Here is a 25,597-nt window from a genome sequence, read left to right as displayed (position 1 = left end):
GTGGGTCCGTCGCGGTCACGGGATGCGGAGCCCGAACACGTCGTCATGGGGTGCGCCACCAAGCCCTTGAGCCGAAACCCGTATCAAGGTTGCGGCGCGCCACTCGGACAGCCCATTCTTCTTGCAACGCTGACCCGGTTAATGACCGTCGAGATAGACCTGGAGGCGCGTCCCGGGAATGCCGTCCCTGCGCGTGAAAGGCATCCTGTCATCGAAAGATGCGGGGCCACGGGCCTGCTCGCTCAGGTCGGGCAGTCGGTGCGCAATCCCTGCGTGGCAGTCGATGCAGGTCCTTTCGCCGGTTGCAAGGAAACGCTCGTGTTGATCCGATGCTCGCTGGCTTTGCTCAGCGAAGTCCATCGCCGCATAGGAATGGCAGTTGCGGCATTCGAGGCTGTCATTCGCCCGGAACCGCGCCCATTCGCGACGGGCCATCGTCAGCCGATGCGCTTCAAATTCCTCTTCGGTGTCGATCGTGCCGAAGAGCCAGCCATAGACCTCTTTGGACGCCGCGACCTTGCGGGCGATCTTGTCGGTCCAGTTGTGCGGCACGTGGCAGTCGGGACATCCCGCGCGCACGCCGGACGAATTGTTCCAGTGCACCGTCGTCTGCAGGTCAGCGTAGACGTTGGCCTCCATCTCGTGGCAGCCGACACAGAACGCTTCGGTGTTGGTGGCCTCGAGTGCAGTGTTGAAACCACCCCAGAACAGCACGCCGCAGATGAAACCACCCAAGGTGAGAAAGCCAAGCGAGAAATGCGTGCTCGGCAGGCGCATGGCCGCCCAGAACTTTTTCAGGAATGTCTTCATGGCGCCCTCCCTAGTCGTCGGCCTGCGCGCCGCGTGCCGCTTCCTCGGCCAGCAGCGTGTCGATATCCACGAAGGTGTTCGTCACGGCAGGGTCATCCGGGTGCTGCGGGACATGGCATTGGGTGCAGAAATAGCGCCGTGCCGAAATCGCCCCGAGAACCTGGCCGTCGCGATCGGTATAGTGGGTGACCGACACCATCGGTGCCTGGCTCTGACCGGTGCGCGCCCGCGCGTGGCAGGTCAGGCACTTGTTGGCGTTCAGATCGACCTGGTAGTTCTCGATCGCATGCGGGATCACCGGCGGTTGCTCGGGATAGTTGCGCACCTGTCGGAGATCGGTGTCCATCTGGGCCCTCATGGGCGGTGCCTCGGCGTTTTCGGCCAGGGGCGCGGACCGGAGCTGTGCCACGTCGGACTGGGTTGCAGCGATGCCGGCGCTGAGCACGAGGATCGCGACGGCGTTCAGGGCAAGGGTTGACTGTCGCATCAGACGGCCTCCAGTCGGACTGCGCATTTCTTGAAGTCGGTCTGTTTGGAGATCGGGTCGGTCGCGTCGAGGGTCACCTTGTTGATGAGCTGCGTTGCATCGAACCAGGGCACGAACACCAGCCCGCGCGGCACCCGGTTGCGGCCTGCCGTTTCGACCCGGCTGCGGATCGCTCCCCGTCGCGAAATGACGCGGATTTCTGACCCCCGGTTGAAGCCCATCTCCCGAGCATCCAGCGGATGCATGTAGACCAGAGCGTTGGGCACCGCCTTGTGCAGTTCCGGCACCCGTTGCGTCATGGAGCCGGAATGCCAGTGTTCCAGCACGCGCCCGGTCGAGAGCCAGAACGGATATTCGTCGTCCGGGGCTTCCGCCGGCGGTTCGTAGGGCAGTTCGAAGATGTTCGCGCGGCCGCCCGGTTTGCCATAGAAGTCGATCTTGCGCCCCTCGGACACGTAGGGGTCGTAATCGGCATTGTAGCGCCACGGCGTTTCCTGTCCGTCCACCACCGGCCAGCGCAACCCGCGCACTTCGTGATAGGTGTCGAACGGCGCGAGGTCATGGCCGTGATCGCGACCGAACCGCGCGTATTCCTCGAACAGGCCCTTCTGCACGTAAAACCCGAAATGCTGCGCCTCGTCATTGGCATAGTCGTCATCGATGTCTTCGAGCGGGTAGGCGTTCACTTGCCCGTTCTCGAACAGCACCTCGTAAAGCGTCCTGCCGCGATAGTCGGGGTTCTCGGCCAGGATCTCCTCCGGCCAGACTTCGTCCGTGGTGAAGCGCTTGGAAAATTCCATGAGCTGCCACAGGTCGGAGCGCGACTCGCCCGGTGCATCGACCAGCTGGTGCCAGAACTGTGTGCGCCGTTCGGCATTGCCGTAGGCGCCTTCCTTCTCGACCCACATCGCCGTGGGCAGGATCAGGTCTGCGGCCTCGCAGGTCACGGTGGGATAGGCGTCCGAGACCACGATGAAATTCTCGGGATTGCGGTATCCCGGCAGCGTCTCCTCCATCATGTTGGGCGCGGCCTGCATGTTGTTGTTCACCTGGACCCAATACGCATTGATGATGCCGTCCTTCAGATGACGGTTTTGCAGCACTGCATGCGCGCCGACCTTTTCCGGAACGGTTCCGGCGGGCAGTTTCCAGATCTGTTCAGCCGTCGCCCGGTGTTCGGGGTCGGTCACCACCAGATCGGCGGGCAGGCGATGCGCAAAAGTCCCGACTTCACGCGCGGTTCCGCAGGCCGAAGGCTGGCCGGTCAGCGAAAAGGGCGAATTGCCCGGCGTGGCGATCTTGCCGGTCAGCAGATGCAGGTTGTAGACGAGGTTGTTGCACCAGACGCCGCGCACATGCTGGTTGAACCCCATGGTCCAGAGCGACATGACCTTTTTGTCGGGGTCCGCGTAAAGCTCGGCCAGCGCCTCGAGCTTGGATTTCGAGACGCCCGACAGTTCGCTGACCGTGTCCACGTCGTAATCGGCGACGAAGGCCGCGTAATTGTCGAAACTGATCTCGTCCGACTCGTTTGCTTCGGCCGAATTGACCGAAGCCACCTCGAGCGGATGATCCGGTCGCAGCCCATAGCCGATATCGGTGCGGCCGCGCTGGAACCTGACATTCTCGCGCAGGAACTCCTCGTTCACGCGTCCGCTCTGGATGATGTAATTCGCGATGTAGTTGAGAATCGCCAGGTCGGTATGCGGCGTGAACACGATCGGGATATCGGCAAGGTCGAAGCTGCGATGCTCATAGGTCGACAGGACAGCAACCTGCGTGTCCGGGTAGGACAGGCGCCGGTCCGTGAGGCGTGTCCAGAGGATCGGATGCATTTCCGCCATGTTCGACCCCCAAAGCACGAAGGCGTCGGCATGTTCGAAATCGTCGTAACAGCCCATCGGCTCGTCGATCCCGAAAGTGCGCATGAACCCGGCGACCGCGCTGGCCATGCAGTGCCGCGCGTTGGGGTCGATGTTGTTCGACCGGAACCCGGCCTTGAAGAGCTTGGCCGCCGCGTAGCCTTCCCAGACCGTCCACTGGCCCGATCCGAACATGCCGACGCCGTCCGGTCCCTTTTCTGTCAGTGTGGCCTTGAACTTCTCGGCCATGATGTCGAAGGCTTCGTCCCAGCTGACCGGCTCGAACTCACCATCCTTGTGGAACTCCCCGTCGCGTTTGCGCAGCAATGGCTGTGTCAGCCGATCCCCGCCATACATGATCTTCGACAGGAAATAGCCCTTCACGCAGTTGAGCCCGCGATTGACCGGTGCTTTCGCATCCCCATGGGTGGCCACGACACGGCCACTCTTGGTGCCGACCATGACCGAACAGCCGGTGCCGCAGAACCGGCAGGGCGCCTTGGACCATTTCAACTCGGTGATTTCCCGATCGGTGACAAGGTTCTGTGCTTCCGCCCCGGTCGATATCCCGGCGGCGGCCGACGCCGCGGCAACCGCCTTGGCCTTGAGGGCTTCGCGCCTGGTCATCTTCACTGTCATGGCTGGACCTCCCTTGGTTCTGGTTCTGATCCGGAGGCCTCGGAAAACTCCTCCGCGGGTTCGTAGTGGTGAAACACCATCGTGGCCGCCAGCACGCCATCGAGCAGTTGCAGCGCGGTCAGGGTTTCGCCCAATGCGCCGGTGCTGTGCGTTTCCTGTGTGACGATGAGTTTTCCGTCCGGGTTGGTCTGATGAATCTCCAGCCCCATCTCCGAGATTTTCCGGCTGACCTCTGTCAGACGCTCGGGCCGGGCATGGACGATCATGCTGGCGATGTGCACCTCACGCGGCATCTTCGCTCCTTTGTGGCTGGGGGCGCTGGAGGGTGACGGCGTCGACCGGACAGACGGAAACGCAGGCGCCGCATCCGGTGCAGGCCTCCGTGTCCAGTGCCATGACCGATGTTCCGCCGATCTGCGGACGGGCCCGCAAGGCCCGCGCTTCGCAGGAATCCTCGCAAGCCCGGCAACTCACGCCTTGGTGTTCTAGACACCCGGAGCCGATCTGCGCGACCGCATCCCAAGGCGGATCGCGTTCAATGTCGAAGACGTCTTCCGGGCAGATTTCCGCACAGGCGGCACAGAAGGTGCAGGCATCCGTAAAGGTGACTTCGGGATGGGTTCCCCCGACGATCTGCAGAATGTCCTGCGGACATGCATCGACGCAGGCTCCGCAGGCCGTGCACTGTTCCAGCATGCGCGCGGCATCGGTCCAGGGAAGCGACACGGCCTCTGGCCGCGTTCCGAGAAACCTGCGCGGCGGCAAGGAACGATCGCGTGGCATCACGGACTCCCCGGCGGTCCGAGGAGCAGGTGCTGCATCCAGATGATGAATCCGAATCCGCCCACCAGGATGATGCTCAGAAGCGGGAACAGGACCACCGAAAGGAACACGAACGCGATGGTCTCGTGGCGCTTCTCGGGAGGTTTCGGTTGTGGTGCCTCGCCATGTGCGGGGGCGTTTGCAGGGGCCATTGGCTTGCCTCCTTCCGGGATGTCCCGTTCGGTTCTGGGCTTTGGCTGTCACTGTCGCAACGCGCGCGCTGCGCAGGAGTTTCCTCCATTTTCACGTTTTCTCACATCTTGGTGGGATTCATGTCAACAGCTGTCCCAGGAGGCAGCGGATAGACGCCCTGGCTGCCTTGACCAGGCTTCGGCCTGTTCGGCAGCACCCGCCACCGACACCGCGTCCTTGGCCCGAAAACCCCCATGGTTTCCACCCACTTGCAGATGCCGGCAAGACGTGAGCAACTGGACCAAAATCAGGCAAGACTTCATTCATGACAACGACCGTCCGTTCCGGAACATACCTTACCGTCCTTGCCATGCTGGGTCTGACGCATCTTCTGAACGACCTGATGCAGTCACTGATCCCGGCCGCCTATCCGATCCTGAAAGAGGCTTACGCGCTGGATTTCGTGCAGATCGGGATGATCACTCTGACCTTTCAGGTTGCCGGAGCCATGCTGCAGCCTGTCATCGGTATGATCACGGACCGGCACCCCGCGCCCTATTCGCCGGTGGTGGGGATGATGTTCACGCTGTCGGGACTGGTTTGTCTTGCCTTCGCCCCGAGCTATCCCGTGATCCTGATCTCGGTCGCGCTGATCGGCATCGGATCCTCGATCTTTCATCCCGAGGCGACGCGCATGGCGCGGTATGCGGCTGGCGGCCGCCAGGGGCTTGCCCAGGGAATGTTCCAGGTTGGCGGGCAGGCGGGCGGTGCCCTGGGGCCGGTCTTCGCCGCCCTGATCGTCGTGCCCTGGGGCCAGCCAAGCCTTGCCTGGTTCGCGGTCACTGCGCTTCTGGCGATGGCGCTGCTGACGTGGATCGGCAGCAAGCAAAGACTGATCAGCGCCGAATTCGCCGCAAACCGTGCACAGCGGACACAGAGTGGCGACGCCCTCAGACATGCGCCTCTGACGATCGGCATCGGCTTGGTCGTGTTGACCCTGCTGATGTTCATCAAGAATGCCTACAGCGAGAGCTTCCGATCCTTCTACACATTCTATCTCATCGAGAAGTTCGACCTGTCGATCCCGGCGTCACAGATGATGCTGTTCGTCTTTCTGATGGCAGCGGCGGTCGGGGTCCTGGTCGGTGGCATCGTCGGCGATCGGATCGGGCGGTACCGGATCATCTGGTTCTCCATGCTCGGACCGCTGCCGCTGACGCTGATGTTGCCCTATGTCGACCTGTTCTGGACCGGCGTGCTGACAATCATGATCAACCTGATCATGGCCAGCGCCTTTGCCTCGATCCTGATCTACGCGATGGACCTCTTGCCCGACCGGATCGGTCTGATCGGAGGCCTGTTCTACGGCCTGAACTTCGGGCTGGGCGGGATAGCCGCGGCGGGCCTTGGTGTGCTGGCGGAAAGTTACGGCGTCGAGACGGTCTACCGGATCTGCTCTTTTCTGCCCCTTGCGGGGTTGTTGGCCTGGTTCCTTCCCAGGATCGACCACGAAGTCCCGACGTGAGCCGGAACGCGCCTTGTTCAACCGTCATTGAGGCACGTCGTCCCGCGCGCCCGTGGCCGTGCTGACCGCAGGTGATGGGCCATCGGGTCTCCTGCGCGTCGTGATCCTCGTGACCGTCAGATTGTGCGCGATACTGCATCCACGGCTCGCCCAAAAACGAAAACGGCGCACCCGAAGGCGCGCCGTTCCCAATCACTGTCCCTGCGCGGTCAGTTCGCCGAAGCGAGTTCCTTCGGCAGGCGGAAGGTCCAGAGCGTGCCCCCCTGGTTCAGGTAGTTGACCTTCTTGGCCACTTCCCCGCCCCAGAGCGGAACCGCACCACCCCAGCCCGAGATGATCGAGACATATTGCTCGCCATCCTGGTCCCAGGTGATTGGCTGACCCACGATGCCGGACCCGGTCTGGAACGACCAGAGCACGTCGCCGGTTTCGTCATCCAGCGCAAGGAACTTGCCCTCGGGTGTGCCGAAGAACACCAGGCCGCCCGCGGTTGTCATGACGCCCGACCAGAGCGGGGCGTCGTTCTTGTATTCCCACTTCCATTCGCCGGTGTCGGGGTCGATCGCCTTGAGCGAGCCGATATGGTCTTCGTAATTCGGCTTGATGGTAAAGCCGGAGCCCAGATACGCCGCGCCCTTCTTGTAGGTGATCGGCTCGTTCCAGATGTCCATGCCCCATTCGTTGGAGGGCACGTAGAAGTTGCCGGTCCGCTGCGAGAAGGCCATCGGCATCCAGTTCTTGCCCCCAAGGAAGCCGGGGGAGGAGAACACGACGTCGCCCTTCTTGCCATCCGCCGACGCGGTCGGATCGCCGGGGCGGTTGTCCTCGACAAAGATCGGACGCCCGTCATCGCCAATATCGCTGGCCCACGAGATGTCCTTGACGAACGGATAGGCATCGACAAACGCGCCGTCCTCGCGGTTCAGGACATAGAAGAACCCGTTCCGGTCGGCGGTCGCATAGCGCATGTTCCCGGCGCGGTCGGTATACGAGACCACCTCGTTCACACCGTCGTAATCCCAGCCTTCGCGCGGCGTGGTCTGGTAATGCCACTTGATCTCGCCTGTCGCGGGATCAAGGCCCAGACGGCTGGCGGCATAGAGGTTGTCGCCGGTATTGCCGTCGGTCGGGGTACCCGCGTTGCGCAGGTGGCTGTTCCACGGCGCCGGGTTGCCCGTTCCGAAGACCAGCGTGTCGGTATCTTCGTCATAAGACCCGCCAAGCCATGTGGCCCCGCCACCCGTCTTCCACATGTCGCCCGGCCATGACGCGTTGAGCGTGCCGGTCATGGTGCTTTCTTCGCCATTGAGCGTTCCCATATGGCCTTCGATCACCGGGCGTTCCCAGACCAGATCGCCGTTTTCGACATTGCGGGCCTGAACCGATCCGACGATGCCGAATTCGCCACCCGAATTGCCGGTGATCACCAGATCCCCAACGACCAGAGGCGCTGCCGTATAGGAATAGCCTGCCTTGTAATCGTCGATCTGATCGCGCCAGACCACGTCGCCGGTCTTGGCGTCCAGTGCCACGATGCGCGCATCCAGCGTGCCGAAGATCACCTTGTCACCCGCGAGCGCCGCGCCCCGGTTGATCACGTCACAGCAGGGCAGGATGCCTTCGGGCAGACGCGCGTCGTACTGCCAGAGCTCTTCGCCGGTGTTCACGTCGATCGCGTAAAGCCGCGAATACGATCCGGTGATGTACATGATGCCATCATAGATCAGCGGCTGGGTCTCCTGACCACGCTGCTTTTCACCCCCGAGGCTGAACGCCCAGGCGGGAACAAGGTTCTTGACGTTGTCCTTGTTCAGCGTGTCCAGCGGCGAATAGCGCTGCAAATGCCGCCCCATCCCGTTGGTGACAACCTGATGGGTCATCGTCTGGTCATTGGCCAGCATGTCCTCTGTCACACCTTGGGCAAGCGCGCCGGTCGCGGCGAGTATGCTGGCTGTGACGGCGGCAACAAATCTGTTCATTCGTATTCCTCCCATGAACTTCAGTTGCGGATATCCAGATGCACGGGGGCGCATAAGGACGATTGCCGGTCAGTATAGGGGCGACGAAATTTTGTTGTACGCGACTTGGGTCGTAAGACCTTTGGGAGGTTGACAGGGGCGTTCACGTCGTCGAGCGAATCGGTCAAGGTGGTAAGCGTGTCGCACATGCAAGCCTGCGGCCGTTGCTTTGGTCGCGCCGCTGCGTCGGAAAACCTGTCAAAAGCCTTCGCGTTCTGCCCCAGGTTTTTGACACGGGAGAGTCATTGGTTTTGCGCCATTTGGGTAAGGTGGTCACTTCACCCGATTTCTACAGCAAGCGTAGGGTGCGTGATTTCACGCACCAACCCGGAGAAATACGAGGCGTGCAAGCACACAGCCTACACATGATTCAGCAACGACCACACAAGCCATAAGCGGCACCGCCGGTGCCGCCTACCAGCCTCATTTCACTCCGAGATCGCCGAATTGTCCTGCGTGGTGATCGACACGAGATAGGCCAGGATGAAATCCTGAACCGTCCGGTCCTCGATGCCGACATGGCGCATCTTGGTGCCGGGCATGAAGCCGTCATTGTCCTCCATCCACGCCCGCAACGCTGCCGGGGTCCAGACGATGCCCGAGGCTTCCAAGGCGATGGAATAGTCGTAATTCTCGTATGTTCCCGCCCCGCGTCCGACGATGTTCTCGAGCGGCGGACCGTATGAGGCGTCCGTCGGCTCCACTGCATGACAGCGTCGGCACTCCGTCTCGAACAGGGCTTTTCCGGCGTCGATCTTGACCTGCTCGAAGGTGGTTTCGCTGGCAAGGGCGGGCAGGGCGCAGAAACTGGCTGCGGCAATCAGGGCGAAGCGTGTCATGGGTGGTCTCCTTCAAAAAGATGCCCCAACGTAAGAATGCGCCTTGCTCGCCAATATGATCCACATCAACAGATTGGAGGAGCGGCCACATCCTTTGGTCGTATTTCCGCAAGAAAAGCCGCTGTTACTGTGTCGGGGATCATTCTGGGAGGACATGATGAGCTTTTTCGCCACTATCCGCGCGACCACTGCCGCGCTTGTGCTCTGCGCCGGCGCCGCCAGTGCCGAAACGCCGGTTCTGCGGGCCGCCGTGCTGGAATTCGGGACCGTGAACTGGGAGCTCGACAGCATCCAGCATAACGGCTTCGACACCGCCAACGGCTTTGATCTGGTGGTGCAGGGCGTCGCCGGAGGCTCGGCCGCGCAGGTCGCGTTTCAGGGCGGCGAGGCGGACGTGATCGTGTCCGACTGGCTCTGGGTCGCGCGTCAGCGGGCCGAGGGTCGCGATTACATCTTCGTGCCCTATTCCAAGGCCGTGGGCGCGCTTCTGGTGCCCGAGGGCAGCACCGCCACGTCGCTGGCCGACCTGAGGGGCGGCAAGATCGGCATCGCCGGGGGGCCGCTCGACAAGAGCTGGCTGATCCTGCGCGCCTATGCCCAACAGAAGCACGGCATGGACCTCGTGACCGAGACCGAACAGGTCTTCGGCGCGCCGCCGCTGATCTTCAAGACCGGACTTCAGGGCGAACTGGATGGCGCGATCAACTTCTGGCACTTCCTCGCCAAGATGGAGGCAGGCGGCATGACACCGATCATCACCGTGGATGAAGCCGCGCGTGAACTGGGTCTCGATCCCGAGACGCCGCTTCTGGGCTATGTGCTGCGCGGCGAGATGCTGCGCGACCATCCCGAACTGGTCAAGGGGCTGGCCGCCGCCAGCCGCGCGACGAAAGACCTGCTCCTCGGTTCGGATGCCGAATGGGACCGTTTGCGCCCACGCATGAACGCCAAGTCCGATGCCGAGTTCGAGGCGCTCAAGGCCGGGTTCATCGCGGGCATTCCCGTCGATCAACCGGTCGACGAAGCCGCCGCCGCGCGCATGCTGGCGCTGATGGGCGAACTGGGCGGCGAAAAGCTGATCGGCGCGGCCACGACGCTGCCCGAAGGTGTCTTCGTGCAGCCCGGAAGCTGATCTTGGCAACGGCCCCGACACTCCGGCTGGTGGGCTCCGGCAGCACCCAGGACCCGGCGAAGGCGCCTTCACCGGTTCTCCGCGTCGCGATCGAAAGCATGCGGTTCGACGACAAGTCCGTGCTGGGGGCTGTCGATCTCGACCTCGCGCCGCGCGAAACCGTTGCGATCACCGGACCCTCGGGTGTGGGCAAGACGACGCTGATGCGGATCATCGCCGGACTCGAAACGCGCTACCAAGGCCATGTCCGACGCCCCGACAGGCTGGCCATGGTGTTTCAGGAGCCGACCCTGATGCGCTGGCGCAGTGTGGCCGAAAACCTGCGGATCACGCTGGGCCTCGGTCCGGCCGGGATCGACAAGGCGCTGGACGAGGTGGGCCTCGCAGGTCGCGGAGACGCGTTTCCGGACCAATTGTCCCTGGGCCAGCAACGCCGCCTGTCGCTTGCCCGCGCCTTTGCCGGCAAACCCGATGTCCTGCTGATGGACGAACCCTTCGTCAGCCTCGATGCGGACCTCTCTGACGAGATGATGTCGCTCTTCGAACGCCTGCGCGACAGCCACCCTGTCGCCACGCTTCTGGTCACCCACGCCATTCCCGAGGCCGAGCGTCTTGCCACCCGAATTCTCGAATTGTCGGGTCAGCCCGCACGGCTCAGACCGCGCCGCGCCTAGATATGTGCTTTCGGCATCGGGGGAATGCCAGGCATCAGCCCGCCGGACGGCTCGACTGACTGATTCCGCCACGGCTGCCCCGCGATGCGGGGATGACGCGACAGGGGCTTGGACCGGCCGCCCCGAATGATTAGCTTTCGGTCAACGGAGGCTGCCATGCAGAAATTCTCGCTTCTCGACCTGTCGCCCATCCCCGAAGGCAAGACCGCCGCTGACGCGCTGGCCGCGACAGTCGACCTTGCCCGTGCCGCCGAGCGGTTCGGCTATCACCGCTATTGGCTTGCCGAGCATCACAACATGCCCGGCATAGCAAGCGCGGCCACCGCCGTGGTGATCGGGCACGTGGCCTCGGCAACCTCGACCATGCGGATCGGTGCGGGTGGCATCATGCTGCCCAACCATGCACCGCTTGTCATTGCCGAACAGTTCGGCACCCTTGCCACGCTATATCCGGGCCGGATCGATCTGGGGCTGGGCCGGGCCCCCGGCACCGACATGGCCACGGCAAGGGCGCTGCGCCGGCACATGGCACCCGAGGACAGCTTTCCGCAGGACGTGCAGGAACTGATCGGCTATTTCGACGACAGCTCAGACGACACGCCGGTGCGTGCGATACCCGGAGCGGGCACCAGGGTTCCGGTCTGGATCCTCGGCTCAAGTCTTTACGGGGCCCAGCTGGCCGCCTGGCTCGGGCTGCCCTATGCCTTTGCGTCGCATTTCGCGCCGGCCATGCTGGAACAGGCGCTGTCGATCTATCGCAGCACGTTCCAGCCGTCGGCCCGTCTGAAAGACCCCTACGTGATGATGGCGGCCGGGGTCTGTGCGGCCCAGACCGATGCGGAGGCGGCGTTCCTGCGCTCCTCGCAGCTTCTGGCCTTCGCCCGGTTGAGAACCGGCAGGCCGGGCAAGCTGCCACTACCAACCCATCATGTCGACGACGAGATCCCGGCACCGGTGATGGCCTCGGTGGAGCAGGCCCTGTCCTGTTCTGCCACCGGCTCGGCGGCCACGGTCAGGGACCGGCTCGGGGCGTTGATCGACAGCTTTCAGCCGGACGAACTGATCGTGACCGGCATGATCCACGACCCCGCGGCACGCATCCGCTCTTTCGAAATCGCGGCCGAGGTTCTGGCCGATCTGTCGGAAAACGCCGTGGCTGCCTGAGCCGGGGGCCTTTTGCTGCGGTCGGTCTCGCGGACCGGACTTCCGGTGGCGCGCAAGAAGGCGCTATCCCGCGTCTTTCCACGTCACCGGGGTCACGTAGACGATGGCGTCTTCCGCACTGACCATCACGTCGCCGTCCTGAATGTTGACCTGAAGCTTCATCGCGCGCGCGGCCAGTTCCGACAGGGCGCTTGTGTCGGTTTCGGAAAAATTCACCACCCGTAGATTGTCGAACCGGGTGGTGCTGTTCTTGATCTTGTCCCACCAGATTTCGGCTGGCCTGCCGCCATAGGAATAGACGATCACCTTGCCTGCCTTGGCACAGGATTGCCGCACCACCTTCTCGCTGGGAAGCCCGAGCGCCACCCATACATCAAGCTCGCCGCTCAGGCTTTTCTGCCAGATGTCCGGTTCATCATCCGTGGACAGGCCCTTGGTCATCTCCAGATGCTCATGGGCATTCAACGCGAACGCAAGCAGGCGCACCATCAGCCGCTCATCCGTCTCGGAGGGGTGCTTGGCAATGGTCAGCTTGTGGGTCTCGTAATAGTGACGATCCATGTCGGAGACCGAGAGTTCGACTTTATGAATGGTGGCATTTTGCGCCATGGTGCTGTCCTGTCGCTCAGAAGTTGGGATGCCTACTCCGGCTGGCTGCGTTTGGAAAGCAGATACGGCAAACAGCCCTGACAGCATCAGACACCAAGGGCGCCCAGACGACATCGGCGCTGACCCTTGCGGGATGCGGCACCGCCACAGCGGCCTGCGACAGTTTCGGCGGAAAATTTTCAGGGATGGCTTGCAGGCGATCCCGGTCGCGCACACTTGATGCCGAAGGGGCAGATCACCTGCCCGAAAGGGCAGTGGACGTGGACTATCTCTATCTTGTCATTGGCTTGGTCGGCCTGTTTTTCGGGGGCGAAGCGCTGGTGCGCGGCAGCGTCGGTATCGCGCGGCGCATGGCGATTCCGCCGCTGCTGATCGGCCTGACCGTGGTCGGCTTCGGCACGTCGACACCCGAGCTTCTGGTGTCGGTGCAGGCGGCATGGCGCGGCGTTCCGGATATCGCGCTTGGCAATATCGTCGGCTCGAACATCGCCAACGTTCTGCTGATCGTCGGCCTGACAGCCCTTGTCTGGCCCATTCGCGTGTCGGGGGCGACCCTGCGGCGGGACACGGCGGTGATGATCGCGGCGGCCCTCGTGCTGGTGCCGATCTTCGCCATGGGCCAGGTCGGCCGGCTGTCGGGGCTCGTGCTTGTGGCGGGCCTTGCGGGATACCTTGTCTGGGCCTACCGGCAACCCGGCGCGACAGTGGCCGAGGACGAGAGCGTGGGCGCTCCGGCCTCTGCAATCCTGTCGGTCCTTTGGGTCATCGGCGGGCTTGTCGCCCTGATGTTCGGCGCCCGGTTCCTCGTCGACGGGGCCGTGTCCATCGCGCGCGGCTTCGGCATATCCGAGGCCTTCATCGGCCTGACAATCGTCGCGGTCGGCACGTCGCTGCCCGAACTGGCGACCTCGGTGATCGCGGCCATCCGGAAACAATCGGAGATCGCCATCGGCAACATCATCGGCTCGAACATCTTCAACGTGCTGGGCATTCTGGGAATGACCGCCCTGATCGCGCCGATCCCGGTGGCGTCGCGGTTCCTGACCTTCGACCTGCCGGTCATGATCGGCGTTTCCGGGGTCCTGATGCTGCTTCTGCTGACCCGACCTCAGGTCGGACGCGTCGTGGGTGTGGTGATGCTGTCGGGCTACGTCGCCTATGTCTGGGCCGCACAGGGATGACACCCGCGCCAACCTGCGGGCACTTGCGTCCGGCCCCGATGCGGCCGGGCGGGGTCCTGCTGCGGTTTCTCGCGGTGCTGGCGCTGCTCCTGTTCGGAGCGCCGCAGGGCCAACCCCTCGCAACAATGGATCATGCCGCGCCAGTTGCGCAGGTTCAGGCCGGGTCGTCCGATGGCCTCCTGAACGTTCAGCGGCACCTGGCCCGCGCGCATCCGGGGGACGACACCGCGTCGCCCGCCCTGGCGCGCTGGTCGACGGTCGCGGTCCGGCCCCCGATCACCTGGTCGCGGCTGTGGCCGGACCGGCCCCGCGCCGTGGTCGCGGGCACCATCCTTCATCATCCGCAGGGCAGGGCGCCGCCCGAGACCTGACGCCTTCGTTTCGTCAGTCTTGTCTCTCAGGTAATGGATCCCGCACATGCGCCGACCGAAATGGGTCGTGATGACCTATGCTGTCCTTCTGCTTCTGGCAGTTGCGACCGCTCTTCCCAACTTTCTTCCCGCGACCTTGCGAAACAGCTTGCCGGACTGGGCGACCAGCCAGACGGTTTCGCTGGGGCTCGACCTTCAGGGCGGCGCCCACCTGCTGCTTGCCGTGGACCGCGACGACCTCTCCCAATCGCGTCTGCAAGACCTGCGCAACAGCCTTGTGGCCGAGATGCAGGCCCAGGCTCTCGACCCGAAGACGATCCGGAGTGAAAATCTGGCGCTTCTCGTTCCCGCGGATGACACGCTGATGGCCGCCATGCAGCGCGCGGCCAGTGCAACCGCCACGCCGGGCAGCCCTCCGGACTTTACCGTGGACCTGTCCGACGGCCTCCTGCGCCTGACCCTGACCGGTGCGGGTCTGGACCGCGCCGCGAGCCGGGCGGCAGACAGCAGTCTCGAGGTGATCCGCCACAGGGTCGATCAGGTCGGCGTGTCCGAACCCATGATCAGCCGGGTGGGCAAGGATCGCATCCTCGTGCAGATGCCCGGCGTCGAGAACCCGGCGCAGCTTCGTGCCCTTCTGGGGTCCACCGCGAAGATGAGCTTTCAGATGGTGGCGGCCCGACCCGGCGCCGGCGTTTCGGTGCTGCCGATGCGCGATGGCAGCGGCAGCCTCCCGGTCGAAGACCACATCGCGCTGTCCGGCGACCGGCTGGACCGCGCGGCCTCGGCCTTCGACCCGGACACCGGGCAGCCGATGGTGACCTTTGCCTTCGACCGGCAGGGCGCGATCGCGTTTTCCGACATCACCGCCGCCCATATCGGCCAGCGGTTTGCCGTCGTGCTTGACGGCGACATCCTGACCGCGCCGGTGATCCAGACCGTGATTTCGGGCGGGCAGGGCCAGATCACCGGCGATTTCACGCTGCAAGAGGCCCAGACGCTGGCGGTGCTGCTGAGTTCGGGCGCGTTGCCCGCCTCGCTCGAGGTGATCGAAGAGCGCAGCGTCGGCGCGGCGCTTGGCGCGGATTCCATCGCGTCGGGCCTCGTCGCGGGCGCTGTGGGTCTCGCGCTGGTGGTGGCGATCATGGTCGCGCTTTACGGCGGCTGGGGGCTTCTGGCGAGCGCCATTCTCGGGATCAACGTGATGCTGACTCTGACGGCGCTCGGGCTGATCGGGGCCACGCTGACACTGCCGGGCATCGCGGGGATCATCCTGTGTCTGGGCATCGCGGTGGACAGCAACATCCTGATCTTCAGCCGGATCCGCGAAGAAACTGCCAGAGGGGCAAATGCCATCACCGCGCTGACCCAGGGCTACGCCCGTGCCTGGGCAACGATCCTCGACGCCAACATCACGACGCTGCTGGCGATGGTCGTGCTGTTCCTGTTCGGCGCGGGCGCGATCCGCGGATTTGCCGTCACCATGAGTCTCGGCATCCTGATCTCGATGTTCACCGCCGTGGTGCTGATGCGGATGATGATGGAGGCGCTGGTGCGTCGCCGCAAACCCGCGCGGCTTGCGATTGCCCCGCTCACAGGTGGCGTTCCGGTGCCCGGTGTGGTCGCGTTCATGCGGCGGGGCAGGCTGGCGCTTGCCCTGTCGGCAGTCCTGTCGCTGGGATCGTTGGTGGCTCTGGTGCTTCCGGGGCCGAATTTCGGCATAGACTTCACCGGCGGGGTTCAGATGATCCTGCGTTCGGACACATTGCTGCCCCTTGCGGACCTGCGCGCGGCCCTCGACGCAGGTGTGCCCGGGGACGCAAGCCTTCAGGCCTTCGGTGACGCGACCGAGGCGTTGATCCGGGTGCAGGGCGACGCGGGGCCCGCAATGGTCGCCGCAGTGGAAGCCGCCGCACATCAGGCAGTGCCAGGCGCGATGTTCGACCAGATCGACCTCGTCGGCCCCACGATCAGCGCGGAACTGGCCAGCACAGGAATGATCGCCCTCGGCCTCGCGCTCCTTGCGATGTTTGCCTATATCTGGGTGCGGTTCGAGTGGCATTTCGCGGCGGGCGCGATCCTGGTGCTGCTGCTCGATCTGACCAAGACCCTGGGTGTCATCGTGGTGACCGGGTGGGAGGTGAACCTGACAACGCTGGTCGCGCTGCTGACGCTGATCGGCTATTCGGTGAACGACAAGGTGGTGGTCTATGACCGCATCCGCGAACACCTGCGCAGGGGCGGTGCAGCCCCGCTCTCCGAGGTGATCGACCGCAGTCTCAACCAGGTTCTGGGCCGCTGCATCCTGACCTCCGGCACGACGCTGGGGGCCTTGCTCCCGATGGCGCTCTGGGGCGGGTCTGCGGTTGGCGGATTCGCCTGGCCCCTGATCGCGGGCGTGATCATCGCAACGGGTTCCTCGCTTTTCGTGTCCGGGCCGATCCTGGCCTGGCTCGCGGCGCACAGCCCGGACGGCATGACCAGCGCCTCCTTCGGGCAACCGGGTCGGCAACTGGGATAGAACCAGGCGCGCCGGGGGCAGGGCGTTCCCGGCGCCACGTCACACGACATATCCGGATTACATCCATGAGACAGATCATGCCTTCGCATCCCGGTGCACCCGATCCCGCCCCGGTCCAGGGCCCGTTCGATCCTGACGTTGGTGGCCAGCCGCAGCGCTTGTCGAACATTCTTCAGGCGGTTGCCGAGGCAGCAGCCTTGCCTGACGAACGCCTTTCGCTTGGACAGCTGATCGACGGTTTCGGAAACCGCGCCTTCGGTGCGCTGCTCTTTCTGTTCGCGGTGCCGGTCGCCTTGCCCATCGCGATCCCGGGGATTTCCGCTGTGCTTGGCGCACCTCTGCTTTTCCTGTCCTGGCAACTGATGCGGGGCCGGGACCAGCCATGGCTGCCCGAGATCATTCGCAGCAGATCGCTTCAGCGCATCGATTTCAGCAGGATGCTTCAGCGGGTGCTGCCATCGATACGACGGGTCGAGCGCATGGTCGGACCACGGCTGACCTGGATGACAACCGGACCGGCAGAGCAGGTAATCGGCTGTCTGGCCCTGGTTCTCGCCATGATCCTGTTCCTGCCGATCCCCTTCGGCAACAGCATACCCGCCCTTGCCATCGCGATCCTGGCACTGGCGGTCCTCGAACGGGACGGGGTGGCGGCGATTGTCGGAACACTGATCGGAGCAGCCGGGGTTTTCGCCCTGTCGGGCCTGCTGTTCGCGATCCTCAAGGGGGCGTTCCTTGTCGCCAAATCCCTGGCGGGCGCGTGACCCGTTTGTCGGAAACGACCGATCCGGGTAGGGCGCGGAACGCGCAGCGGTCTTCCGGTTCCAACGGGCCTGCGCCTAGAACACCGGCGCGTATTTCCAGTTGTCGGCATCCGGCGTGACCTCGTCCAGATCATAGCCCGCGCCCTGCAACCGCCGGGCCACCGGCAGTCCTTCCGCGGCGGCCTCATCGACAAAGCGCCGCCCCAGCGCCTCGTCCCTGGCGATGCCGTGCCCGCGCATCAGGTTCAGCCCGTGGTTGAACTTGCCCACCGGGTCGCCCAGTTCCGCCGCCTGCCGGTCCCAGGCGGCACTGGCATCGGGGTCATACTCCCCGCCCAGCCCGTTGTTGTCGAGCTGGCTCATCCAGGTCATCGCCCCGGTATAGCCGGCATTGGCACAATTCTCGAACAGCGCCCGCGCCGTCGCGTGATCCCCGGACTTGGTCATCATGTACCCGGTCGAACAGAGCACCATGCCGGTCTCGCCTTTCTCGGCACGGTCCAGCATGGATTGCCAGGTCATCTCGTCGGGGTTCAGCACACCCCCCGGATCATCGTCCTCGGGTTCGGCCCAAAGGGCGGGGGCACTCAGCGCAAGCGCGCAGCTCAACGGGATCAGGATATGTCTCATGTCGCAATCCTATCGCAATCCACGCTTTCGATCACCCTTTCTATGGTCGTAGATCACCCCTTGCGCGTCATCATCCCGCGCGCCGGGTCATATCCCCATACTGCAAGGGCCATGAAGGCCACAGTCGCCAGCAGCGTCCACAAAAGCGCCATCGGGTTCACCTCGACATAAAGCGCGAACCGGATCAGCTCGACCGCGTGGGTGAACGGATTGGCCGCGCAGATATCGTGCAACAGCTCCGAACTCTCCGCCATCTTCCACAGCGGGTAGAGCGCGGAGGAGAGAAAGAACATCGGGAAGATGACGAAATTCATCACCCCTGCGAAATTCTCCAGCTGCTTGATGAAACTCGACAATGCCAGCCCCAACGCCCCCAGCATCAACCCCGCCAGCACCAGCGCGGGCAGGGCGGCGACATAGCCCCAGCCGGGCAACGTGATATCGAACAGCCACGCCACCAAGAGGAACGCATAGACCTGCAGGATCGAGATGATCGTGCTCCCCAGGAGCTTGCTGAACAAGAGCCACGCCCGCGACAGCGGCGCCGTCAGCAACAACCGCATCGAGCCCATCTCGCGGTCATAGACAAGGCTCAGCGACGATTGCATCCCGTTGAACAGCAGGATCATCCCGCACAGCCCCGGCACGATATAGGTCTCGTAGGTGATATAGGTCTGGTAGGGCGGGCTGATCGACAACCCCAATGCCGCCCGAAACCCGGCGGCAAAAACCAGCAACCACACCAAGGGCCGCACCAGCGCCGCCACGAAGCGCTCGCGCTGATGCACGAAGCGCAGCGCCTCGCGGATCACGATCGCCCGCATCGCGACCAGGGCATGGCGGACACCGCTCATGCAGCCGCGCCCGTCATCTGCGCGAAATAGGCGGGCAGCGACGCCGCGCCGCGCAATGCCCCGCAACGCCCATCCGCCAGCACCCGCCCGCGATGCAGCAGGATCACCTGGTCATCCTCCGACACCTCGTCGGTCAGATGCGTGGCCCAAAGTACCGTCACGCCGGTATCACCACACAGATCGTGGATATGACGCGTCAACGCCGCCCGCGTCGTGGCGTCCAGACCGACCGTCGGCTCGTCCAGCAGCAATACCTTGGGATCATGCAACAAGGCCCGCGCAATCTCGGTCCGCCGCCGATGCCCGCCGTTCAGGGCCCGCGCCTTCTCGCCCGCCCGTTCCGCCATCCCCAAGCGCTCCAGCGCCGCGTCACTTCGCCGGTCCGCCTCGCGTCCCGAAAGACCGTGCAGGGCCGCGAAATAGCGCAGGTTCTGCCGCACCGTCAGATCCAGGTCGAGCGTCGTCTGCTGAAAGACCACCCCCAGATCCGCCATCGCCGCCAGAGGCGCGACCGCCAGATCATGCCCGGCGATGGAAATCGAACCACCCTGCGTGCCGAACAACCGCGTCATCAGGGAAAACAACGTGGACTTGCCCGCCCCGTTCGGCCCCAGCAGCGCCGCAAAGCGCCCGGCATCGACCTCGAAGGTCACGTCTTCCAACGCGATCTTGCCGCCATAGGAGAACGACAGTCCGGCAACCTGCAAACTCATCCGCGCTGTCCGTCCTGTCTTCTCTGGTTCAAAAATATCCCGGGGGAGCGCCGAAGGCGCGGGGGCGGAGCCCCCAATTTTCCGGTAACGGAAAATCAACGATGCGTCGACGCATCGTTCGCGCCAAATCCCCGGCCCGCCTATTCGATGGTGATCCCCAACCGCTGCGTCTCGCCGGTCGAGCCGGGAATGCGCAGGAAATATTCACCGGGTTTGATCGCCACGAAACCGATTTCCATGGAGCCGGCATCGTCGAATTCGATGGAATTCACTCCGATGGGCCGGATTTCCAGATCGTTCACCACGATCTCGTCGATCCAGATGGCGCGAAAGAATTCCGATCCCTCCAGCGCCAGTTCGGCCGATCCGTCGCCCTCGATCTCGAACTCGTAGTAGGTGCCCGAGGTCAGCACCCAGGGCGCGTCCGCCAGAGGCATGCCGGAACTGAGCGTGATCGGCGGCAGATCGGCCTTGTTGGCCGAGGACAGGATGCCGGCGCGGCCCCAGTCTTCGCGCGGGGCGCCATCGGCAAGGACAAGCGCGGGGGTGAGGAGGGCAAGGCCAAGGGCGGCAAGGGTCTGTTTCATTGAAAACTCCGTCATGTGTGAAACGCGATTGCTGTCAGGTGACAAACAGAATTGGGATGGTCCGGTGCGACTGCTCACTCGGTCGGCCGGAACGCGGCCCCCCAGGGGAAACGGCCCACCTTGATGCTCTTGATCGCCTTGCGGCTGGCCACATCGACCACGGTGACGTCGCCGGACACGCCGTTGGTGGTGAAAAGCTGCGTCCGGTCGGCGTTGAAATCCATGTGCCAGACCCGGCGGCCGACAAGGATGTAATCCTCGACCTCGTAGCTGTCCGAATTGACGACCGCCACGTGGTTCGACGGTCCCAGGGCGACAAAGGCATGTGTGTCCCCGGCGGTGAATTCAAAGCCCACAGGCTGCACGCGGTCGGGGTGAATGTTGGCCACCTCGAATTCGATCTTGGCCTTTTCGGTCTGGGTCGCCACGTCGAACACGGTGATGGTGCCGCCGATTTCGGAACTCACCCAGAGCTCGGTGCCGTCCTTGACGAATTCGGCATGACGGGGGCGCGAATCCACCAGAGTGTTGGCGAACAACTGCTGGGTTTCGGTGTCGATCCAATGCGCCATGTTGGTGGTTTCCGAGGTGGTGATGGCGATCTTGCCATCGGGGCTGACCGCCATGCCTTCGGGTTCGATGCCGACGTCGATCTGCGCCACGACGGTGCGCGTGACGGTGTCGACCACGGTGGTGATCGCATCGTCCTCGTTGGCGATGTAGAGATGGCGGTTGTCCGGAGCCAGCACGAACTGTTCGGGGTCTTCTCCCGAGGGCAGGTCATGCAGGATCTCGCCGGTGTCCGGGTCCATCACCTGCACCGAATCGCTGTCCGAGGCGCAGATGTAGACCACCGAGAAATCCTTGGAAAAGGTGATCCCGCGCGGGCGTTCGCCGGTTTCGATCGTGCGCACGACTTCAAGCGTCTCGATGTCGATCACGCTGATCGTGTCGTCTTTCTCATTGGTCACCCAGATCTCGTCCGCCAGGGCCGTGCTCGACAGCAGGGCGGCGGTCAGGGTGGTGAGGATCGGCAGTTTCATCGGAGTCGGTCCTTTTGGGTTGCTGGCGGACCGGGGGCGCTGCCCCCGGACCCCCGGAGTTTACCAGGCAAGATGAAGATGCCCTCAGTTTTCGAAGGCGGTGCAGCCGCTTTCGGGCAGATCGAGGCCCAGCGTGTCCAGTTCGGTGCGCTGGTGCAGGAAGCCTTCGAGCGGGGCCTGCGCCACCAGCGCGCGTTCATGCACCAGCGGGATCGGCTGGCGCAGTTGGCCGTTCCAGCTGCGGAAGGTCAGCGGGCGGCCCTTGAAGCCGGCCAGTTCGAAGTCCTCGGACAGCATGTAGCCGCGCAGGGTTCCGGCGTCTGCCGCGCCCGTGCGGGTGACGGCCTCTCCGATGGCGCGCAGCGCCGCCCATGTGGCATAATCGCGGTCCTGCATCGGGCGCTCGGCCAGGTCTTCGAACCGCGACTGAAGCTGCGCGGCCCCCCAGGCCTCGACCACGCGGTGCCATGTGACCGGGCGCAGCCCTTCGGAGCCTGCAACAGGCCGGGGCCGCCAGGTGTTGAACGAGATGTAGCGCGCGAAATCATCGGCTGCGTCGGCCACCAGCAGCACGTCGTACTCGCCCAGGTCCTGGGTGAAGAGCGGCACTTCCTGGGACGCGTTGCGGCGCATGTCGGCGTCGAAGGCCCAGGTCTTGCGCGCGCCGAAGGACAGCCCGAACTTGCGCGCCGAGGCCTCCAGCGTGTCGGCCCAGGCCTGGTCGTCGGGGCGGTCGCCCGCGATCAGCGCGATGTCGTCCCAGCGGCGCTGCACGAAGAACTGCATCAGCGCATCGGCCTTCATCGCGTAGGAGGGCAGGGTGTGCAGCAGGTTCGCCCGGCACCGGTCGCCGCGCAGCGCGACATCCGCAGCCCCGGCATTGAACAGCAGCGCTGCCGCCGCCTCGGGAAGATCGGCCACCGCGGTCACCATGTCGGCCGGCGCATCCAGCACCAGCAGATCGCCCTCTGCCAGTGCCGCGCGGGCGGCCCCTGCGAAATCTCCGTCGGGGGCCACCTCGGTCACGGCGAGCGTGTAGGTCTGCCCCAGGAAGCGCCCGGTGGTGATGTTGTCTTCCAGCCCGAGCTCGGCCCCCCGCAGGCCCAGGTCGTCCGGGATCGGATCGAGGTTCGACAGGGTTGGCGGCGCCTCCACGACCTGCTTGAGATAGTGGACCGCCACCTCGACCTGGGCGCTTGAGGCCGAGCCGAGCCCAAGGCCCATCGCACAGGCGACGGCGCACGCAACAGACGTGTTTCGCATTGATCTGGTCCTCCCGCCAGAACGGTAGGCCGAGGATGCAAAAAGAGGAAATACGACCATTGTCTCGGGCCGAATGGACCGGAATCGCCCTGTCGCGCCACGAAAGTCCAATATCCGCATCGATGGGGCCTCGGTACATATCCGGCAAGACACAGTTGTGCCTGAGGAGGACCCCATGACCGCTTTCACTCTCAAATCCGCATGCGCCGCACTGGCGCTGAGTGCCGTCGCCACGCTTGTGCAGGCGCATGGCGATGTGGCCCCGCAGGCGGTCGATACGGCTGGCTTGCCGGAAACCGGCGACGAATGGCTGACCGAGAACCCGTACCGCGCCGAAGCCGTCGGCGAAGAGGTCTGGGCCCGCGCGGTCGAGATCGGCGCGTCGGGCTACAACCAGAACTGCGCCCGCTGCCATGGCCTCGAGGCGATTTCGGGCGGCCTGGCCCCAGATGTGCGGTTCCTCGAAGCCGAGGAATACGGCGATGAATGGTATATCGAACGCTTCCGCTTCGGGTATACCCAGAACGGCACCACCAAGATGCCGGAATTCGGCGAATTGCTGGGGCAGGATGCCGCCTGGGCGATCCGCACCTATATCGAGACGCGCCCCGATGACGCGTCGATGGAAGAGGTGGCGGATGAGCTCAAGGCGCTGCGCGACCAGATCGTCGGATATGCCGACGATGCGTCTTCTGCCGATGCCGATGCGCTCAAGACCCGGCTTGCCGAAATCGCGGCCGATATCGAGACCGTGTCCGGCGCCCCCGTCGCCGACAGCGCGGCCTATCGCGCGGCAAACCTGATCGACGGCACGCAAGAGGCCTATGCCCGCGCCGCCGAGGCCTTGACGATCGGTCTGTCGGCGGCACACTGATCCCATGATGCGTCTGCGCGCCACCTTCACAGCGGCCCTGCTGGCCCTCGCGACCCCCGCCATGGCCAGCGACCCCTGCGCCGATTTCATCCCGCAGCCCAAGCCGCAGAACGCCAGCCGCGACATCGTCGGCCAGGACATCGACCAGATCATGGACCGGGGGTTCATGACCTTCGCGGTCTACGAGGACTACCCGCCCTACAGCTGGGAGGAGGCGGGCAAGCCGCGCGGCATAGATATCGATATCGCGCGGATCATCGCCGAGGATCTTGGTGTGGCGCCGCGGTTCAAGTTCGTCACGGCGGGCGAAAACCTCGATGCCGATCTGCGCAACAACATCTGGCAGGGGCCGGTGGTCGGCGGGGCGGTGTCGAACGTGATGCTTCGCGTGCCCTATGACAGCGCCTTCAATTGCCGGGTCGAACAGGTGGTGTTCACCGGCCAGTACATGACCGAAAGCATCGCCATCGCCTATTCCGAGGCCGACTATCCCGATGGCGGGCCGGTTCCGGCCTATTTCCGCATCGACACGGTGGCGGTCGAGAACGATTCCATCGCCGATTTCTACCTGACCAGCTTTGCCGGTGGGCAACTGGCCCGGGGTGTGCGACGCTACCCGACGATGCAGGCCGCGATGCAGGCTCTTGCGGAGGGAGAGGTGATGGCAGCGATGGGACCCCTGGCGCAGCTTGAATACGGTGCGGTCGACGGGATTGCGATCCATCAGCCGCCGTTGCCCGGTTTCGCCAAGTCCCGGTGGACGCTCGGGACAGGCAGTCACTTCGCCTATCGCGGGCTCAGCTACTCGGTCGACGACGCCATCTTCGCCGCCCTGTCCGACGGGCGGATCGCCGAAATCTTCGAAAGCTACGGGCTGACGCACCAGCCGCCCGAGAGGTAGCTGTCACCCAGACGTTAAGCCATTGGTCTTATATGCCGCCGGGGTCCAACCCCCTAGGCTGACCCTCAGAGAAGGATCACACAGATGCACATGTCCGATTCCCGCACCATCGCCGCGCCCCCCGAACAGGTCTGGGCGGCCATCCTCGATCCCGAGGTGCTCAAGCAGTGCGTTCCGGGGTGCCAGGAAATGCACGGCTCGCCCGAAGACGGGTTCGAAGCGACGGTGGTCCAGAAGGTCGGCCCGGTCAAAGCCACCTTCAAGGGTCACGTCACGCTGTCCGAGATGATCCCGAACCAGTCGCTCACGCTGAGCGGTGAAGGCAAGGGCGGGGCTGCCGGCTTTGCCAAGGGGGGGGCCGATGTCACCCTCAAGCAGGTCGAGGGCGGAACCGAACTGCATTACGAGGTCGATGCCAAGGTCGGCGGCAAGCTGGCCCAGCTGGGCAGCCGCATCATCGACGGCTTTGCCAAGAAGATGGCCGACCAGTTCTTCACCAATTTCCAGAACGCTGTCGAAGGCCCGGGCAAGGCCGAGGCCGAGGCCGAGGCAGGCGCGCTGGAAAGCGACGCCGAAGGCGGCGAACCGAAAAAAGGCTGGTTCAAGAAACTCGTTACTTGATCGGCGAAAACTTCTGAAACACAAACGATATTGAATACCGACGGGAGGACTTGATGACTAAGGTAACGATGACGGTGAACGGAAAATCCGTTTCCGGAGACGTGAAGGGCAACACGCTCTTGACCGACTTTCTGCGCGATGACCTGCGCCTGACCGGCACCCATGTCGGCTGCGATACGTCGCAATGCGGCGCGTGCGTCGTGCATGTGAACGGCGAAGCCGTGAAATCCTGCACCATGTTCGCCGCCGAAGCGGACGGTGCCGAGGTCAAGACGATCGAAGGCATGGCGAACGCGGATGGATCGCTCAACGTGATCCAGCAGGCGTTCCAGGAGCATCACGGACTTCAGTGCGGTTTCTGCACACCAGGCATGGTGATGTCGGCGGCGGCGCTGCTCAAGGAGAACCCCAAGCCGTCAGAGGCGGAAGTGCGGGATTACCTGGAAGGCAATATCTGCCGCTGCACCGGCTACCACAACATCGTCAAGGCAATCATGGCAGCATCCGGTCAGGACGTCGCCGCCGTCGCCGCAGAATAATTCATAAAAGGTGTGTGCCCGC

At 64.1% G+C, this 25,597-nt stretch carries 27 protein-coding genes; 12 read left to right on the top strand and 15 right to left on the bottom strand.

What is annotated here, in order from left to right; all coding sequences use genetic code 11:
• Window positions 1-138: 138 nt before the first annotated feature.
• The 6 genes from LCF60_RS13365 to LCF60_RS13340 are packed head-to-tail and all read right to left on the bottom strand — an operon-like array spanning window position 139 to window position 4,772.
• Window positions 139-810 carry a NapC/NirT family cytochrome c gene (locus LCF60_RS13365; protein ID WP_292292396.1) on the bottom strand — a complete coding sequence of 224 codons (672 nt, stop codon included), beginning with the start codon at window positions 808-810 and terminating at the stop codon, window positions 139-141.
• 10 nt (window positions 811-820) lie between these two features.
• Window positions 821-1,297 (bottom strand): nitrate reductase cytochrome c-type subunit, encoded by a 477-nt coding sequence (locus LCF60_RS13360; RefSeq protein ID WP_292292395.1) that lies wholly within the window; start codon window positions 1,295-1,297, stop codon window positions 821-823.
• Window positions 1,297-3,798: a nitrate reductase catalytic subunit NapA gene (napA, locus tag LCF60_RS13355; RefSeq protein WP_292292393.1), complete on the bottom strand. Its 2,502-nt coding sequence runs from the start codon at window positions 3,796-3,798 to the stop codon at window positions 1,297-1,299. The genes LCF60_RS13360 and napA overlap by 1 nt, the downstream gene beginning before the upstream one ends.
• Complete coding sequence (locus LCF60_RS13350; RefSeq protein ID WP_292292392.1) at window positions 3,795-4,091, bottom strand: chaperone NapD; 297 nt, start codon at window positions 4,089-4,091, stop codon at window positions 3,795-3,797. The genes napA and LCF60_RS13350 overlap by 4 nt, the downstream gene beginning before the upstream one ends.
• Entirely contained in the window at window positions 4,081-4,581 is a 501-nt protein-coding gene (locus tag LCF60_RS13345; RefSeq protein ID WP_292292390.1) for a ferredoxin-type protein NapF, read from the bottom strand. Before LCF60_RS13345 ends, LCF60_RS13350 begins: the two co-directional genes overlap by 11 nt.
• On the bottom strand, window positions 4,581-4,772 hold the full coding sequence (locus LCF60_RS13340; protein WP_292292388.1) for a periplasmic nitrate reductase, NapE protein: 192 nt from the start codon (window positions 4,770-4,772) through the stop codon (window positions 4,581-4,583). The genes LCF60_RS13345 and LCF60_RS13340 overlap by 1 nt, the downstream gene beginning before the upstream one ends.
• A gap of 305 nt (window positions 4,773-5,077) precedes the next feature.
• Here LCF60_RS13340 and LCF60_RS13335 point away from each other — a divergent pair, with 305 nt between their 5' ends.
• The gene (locus LCF60_RS13335) at window positions 5,078-6,277 is read left to right on the top strand and encodes an MFS transporter (RefSeq protein ID WP_292292387.1); all 1,200 of its coding nucleotides are present in this window, start codon (window positions 5,078-5,080) and stop codon (window positions 6,275-6,277) included.
• Window positions 6,278-6,486: 209 nt separating this feature from the next.
• Here LCF60_RS13335 and LCF60_RS13330 read toward each other — a convergent pair whose 3' ends face one another.
• Together LCF60_RS13330 and LCF60_RS13325 are read right to left on the bottom strand one after the other, a co-directional pair.
• On the bottom strand, window positions 6,487-8,256 hold the full coding sequence (locus LCF60_RS13330; protein WP_292292386.1) for a PQQ-dependent methanol/ethanol family dehydrogenase: 1,770 nt from the start codon (window positions 8,254-8,256) through the stop codon (window positions 6,487-6,489).
• 467 nt (window positions 8,257-8,723) lie between these two features.
• A complete protein-coding gene (locus LCF60_RS13325; protein ID WP_292292385.1) occupies window positions 8,724-9,134 on the bottom strand; it encodes a c-type cytochrome in 411 nt (136 codons plus the stop codon).
• A gap of 154 nt (window positions 9,135-9,288) precedes the next feature.
• On the opposite strand from LCF60_RS13325, the gene LCF60_RS13320 reads away from it, so the two are divergent.
• From LCF60_RS13320 to LCF60_RS13310, 3 genes are all read left to right on the top strand, one after another.
• Window positions 9,289-10,266 (top strand): ABC transporter substrate-binding protein, encoded by a 978-nt coding sequence (locus tag LCF60_RS13320; RefSeq protein ID WP_292292383.1) that lies wholly within the window; start codon window positions 9,289-9,291, stop codon window positions 10,264-10,266.
• A gap of 2 nt (window positions 10,267-10,268) precedes the next feature.
• Window positions 10,269-10,940, top strand: a complete 672-nt coding sequence (locus LCF60_RS13315) for an ATP-binding cassette domain-containing protein (RefSeq protein ID WP_292292382.1) — start codon at window positions 10,269-10,271, stop codon at window positions 10,938-10,940.
• 156 nt (window positions 10,941-11,096) lie between these two features.
• Complete coding sequence (locus tag LCF60_RS13310; protein WP_292292380.1) at window positions 11,097-12,104, top strand: LLM class flavin-dependent oxidoreductase; 1,008 nt, start codon at window positions 11,097-11,099, stop codon at window positions 12,102-12,104.
• Between the two features lie 63 nt (window positions 12,105-12,167).
• Here the strand turns inward: LCF60_RS13310 and LCF60_RS13305 are convergent, their stop codons facing one another.
• A complete protein-coding gene (locus LCF60_RS13305) occupies window positions 12,168-12,713 on the bottom strand; it encodes a YaeQ family protein (RefSeq protein ID WP_292292378.1) in 546 nt (181 codons plus the stop codon).
• Window positions 12,714-12,973: 260 nt separating this feature from the next.
• Between LCF60_RS13305 and LCF60_RS13300 the strand changes: the two genes are divergently transcribed.
• From LCF60_RS13300 to LCF60_RS13285, 4 genes are all read left to right on the top strand, one after another.
• Window positions 12,974-13,894 carry a calcium/sodium antiporter gene (locus tag LCF60_RS13300; protein ID WP_292292377.1) on the top strand — a complete coding sequence of 307 codons (921 nt, stop codon included), beginning with the start codon at window positions 12,974-12,976 and terminating at the stop codon, window positions 13,892-13,894.
• Window positions 13,891-14,265, top strand: coding sequence for a hypothetical protein (locus tag LCF60_RS13295; protein WP_292292376.1), 375 nt, complete (start codon window positions 13,891-13,893; stop codon window positions 14,263-14,265). Before LCF60_RS13300 ends, LCF60_RS13295 begins: the two co-directional genes overlap by 4 nt.
• 46 nt (window positions 14,266-14,311) lie before the next feature.
• Complete coding sequence (secD, locus tag LCF60_RS13290) at window positions 14,312-16,786, top strand: protein translocase subunit SecD (protein ID WP_292292375.1); 2,475 nt, start codon at window positions 14,312-14,314, stop codon at window positions 16,784-16,786.
• 65 nt (window positions 16,787-16,851) lie between these two features.
• Window positions 16,852-17,550: an exopolysaccharide biosynthesis protein gene (locus tag LCF60_RS13285; protein WP_292292374.1), complete on the top strand. Its 699-nt coding sequence runs from the start codon at window positions 16,852-16,854 to the stop codon at window positions 17,548-17,550.
• Window positions 17,551-17,625: 75 nt separating this feature from the next.
• Here LCF60_RS13285 and LCF60_RS13280 read toward each other — a convergent pair whose 3' ends face one another.
• The 6 genes from LCF60_RS13280 to LCF60_RS13255 form a co-directional block, all read right to left on the bottom strand.
• A complete protein-coding gene (locus tag LCF60_RS13280) occupies window positions 17,626-18,180 on the bottom strand; it encodes a sel1 repeat family protein (protein ID WP_292292373.1) in 555 nt (184 codons plus the stop codon).
• 53 nt (window positions 18,181-18,233) lie between these two features.
• Entirely contained in the window at window positions 18,234-19,034 is an 801-nt protein-coding gene (locus LCF60_RS13275) for an ABC transporter permease (RefSeq protein WP_292292372.1), read from the bottom strand.
• Window positions 19,031-19,747 (bottom strand): ABC transporter ATP-binding protein, encoded by a 717-nt coding sequence (locus LCF60_RS13270; RefSeq protein ID WP_292292371.1) that lies wholly within the window; start codon window positions 19,745-19,747, stop codon window positions 19,031-19,033. Before LCF60_RS13270 ends, LCF60_RS13275 begins: the two co-directional genes overlap by 4 nt.
• Before the next feature lie 140 nt (window positions 19,748-19,887).
• Complete coding sequence (locus tag LCF60_RS13265; protein WP_292292370.1) at window positions 19,888-20,334, bottom strand: hypothetical protein; 447 nt, start codon at window positions 20,332-20,334, stop codon at window positions 19,888-19,890.
• A 74-nt stretch (window positions 20,335-20,408) separates the two neighbouring features.
• On the bottom strand, window positions 20,409-21,377 hold the full coding sequence (locus LCF60_RS13260; RefSeq protein WP_292292368.1) for a YVTN family beta-propeller repeat protein: 969 nt from the start codon (window positions 21,375-21,377) through the stop codon (window positions 20,409-20,411).
• An 84-nt stretch (window positions 21,378-21,461) separates the two neighbouring features.
• Window positions 21,462-22,640 carry an ABC transporter substrate-binding protein gene (locus tag LCF60_RS13255; RefSeq protein WP_292292367.1) on the bottom strand — a complete coding sequence of 393 codons (1,179 nt, stop codon included), beginning with the start codon at window positions 22,638-22,640 and terminating at the stop codon, window positions 21,462-21,464.
• Between the two features lie 175 nt (window positions 22,641-22,815).
• Between LCF60_RS13255 and pedF the strand changes: the two genes are divergently transcribed.
• From pedF to LCF60_RS13235, 4 genes are all read left to right on the top strand, one after another.
• Window positions 22,816-23,514 (top strand): cytochrome c-550 PedF, encoded by a 699-nt coding sequence (gene pedF / locus LCF60_RS13250; protein WP_292292365.1) that lies wholly within the window; start codon window positions 22,816-22,818, stop codon window positions 23,512-23,514.
• A 4-nt stretch (window positions 23,515-23,518) separates the two neighbouring features.
• The gene (locus LCF60_RS13245) at window positions 23,519-24,415 is read left to right on the top strand and encodes a transporter substrate-binding domain-containing protein (RefSeq protein WP_292292363.1); all 897 of its coding nucleotides are present in this window, start codon (window positions 23,519-23,521) and stop codon (window positions 24,413-24,415) included.
• An 84-nt stretch (window positions 24,416-24,499) separates the two neighbouring features.
• Complete coding sequence (locus LCF60_RS13240) at window positions 24,500-25,036, top strand: carbon monoxide dehydrogenase subunit G (RefSeq protein WP_292292361.1); 537 nt, start codon at window positions 24,500-24,502, stop codon at window positions 25,034-25,036.
• Window positions 25,037-25,089: 53 nt separating this feature from the next.
• Window positions 25,090-25,575 carry a (2Fe-2S)-binding protein gene (locus tag LCF60_RS13235; protein ID WP_292292359.1) on the top strand — a complete coding sequence of 162 codons (486 nt, stop codon included), beginning with the start codon at window positions 25,090-25,092 and terminating at the stop codon, window positions 25,573-25,575.
• Window positions 25,576-25,597 lie beyond the last annotated feature (22 nt).

This window comes from Marivita sp. (assembly GCF_020055635.1).
Taxonomy (GTDB): Bacteria; Pseudomonadota; Alphaproteobacteria; order Rhodobacterales; family Rhodobacteraceae; genus Marivita.
This window is presented reverse-complemented; position numbering and strand designations above follow the sequence as displayed.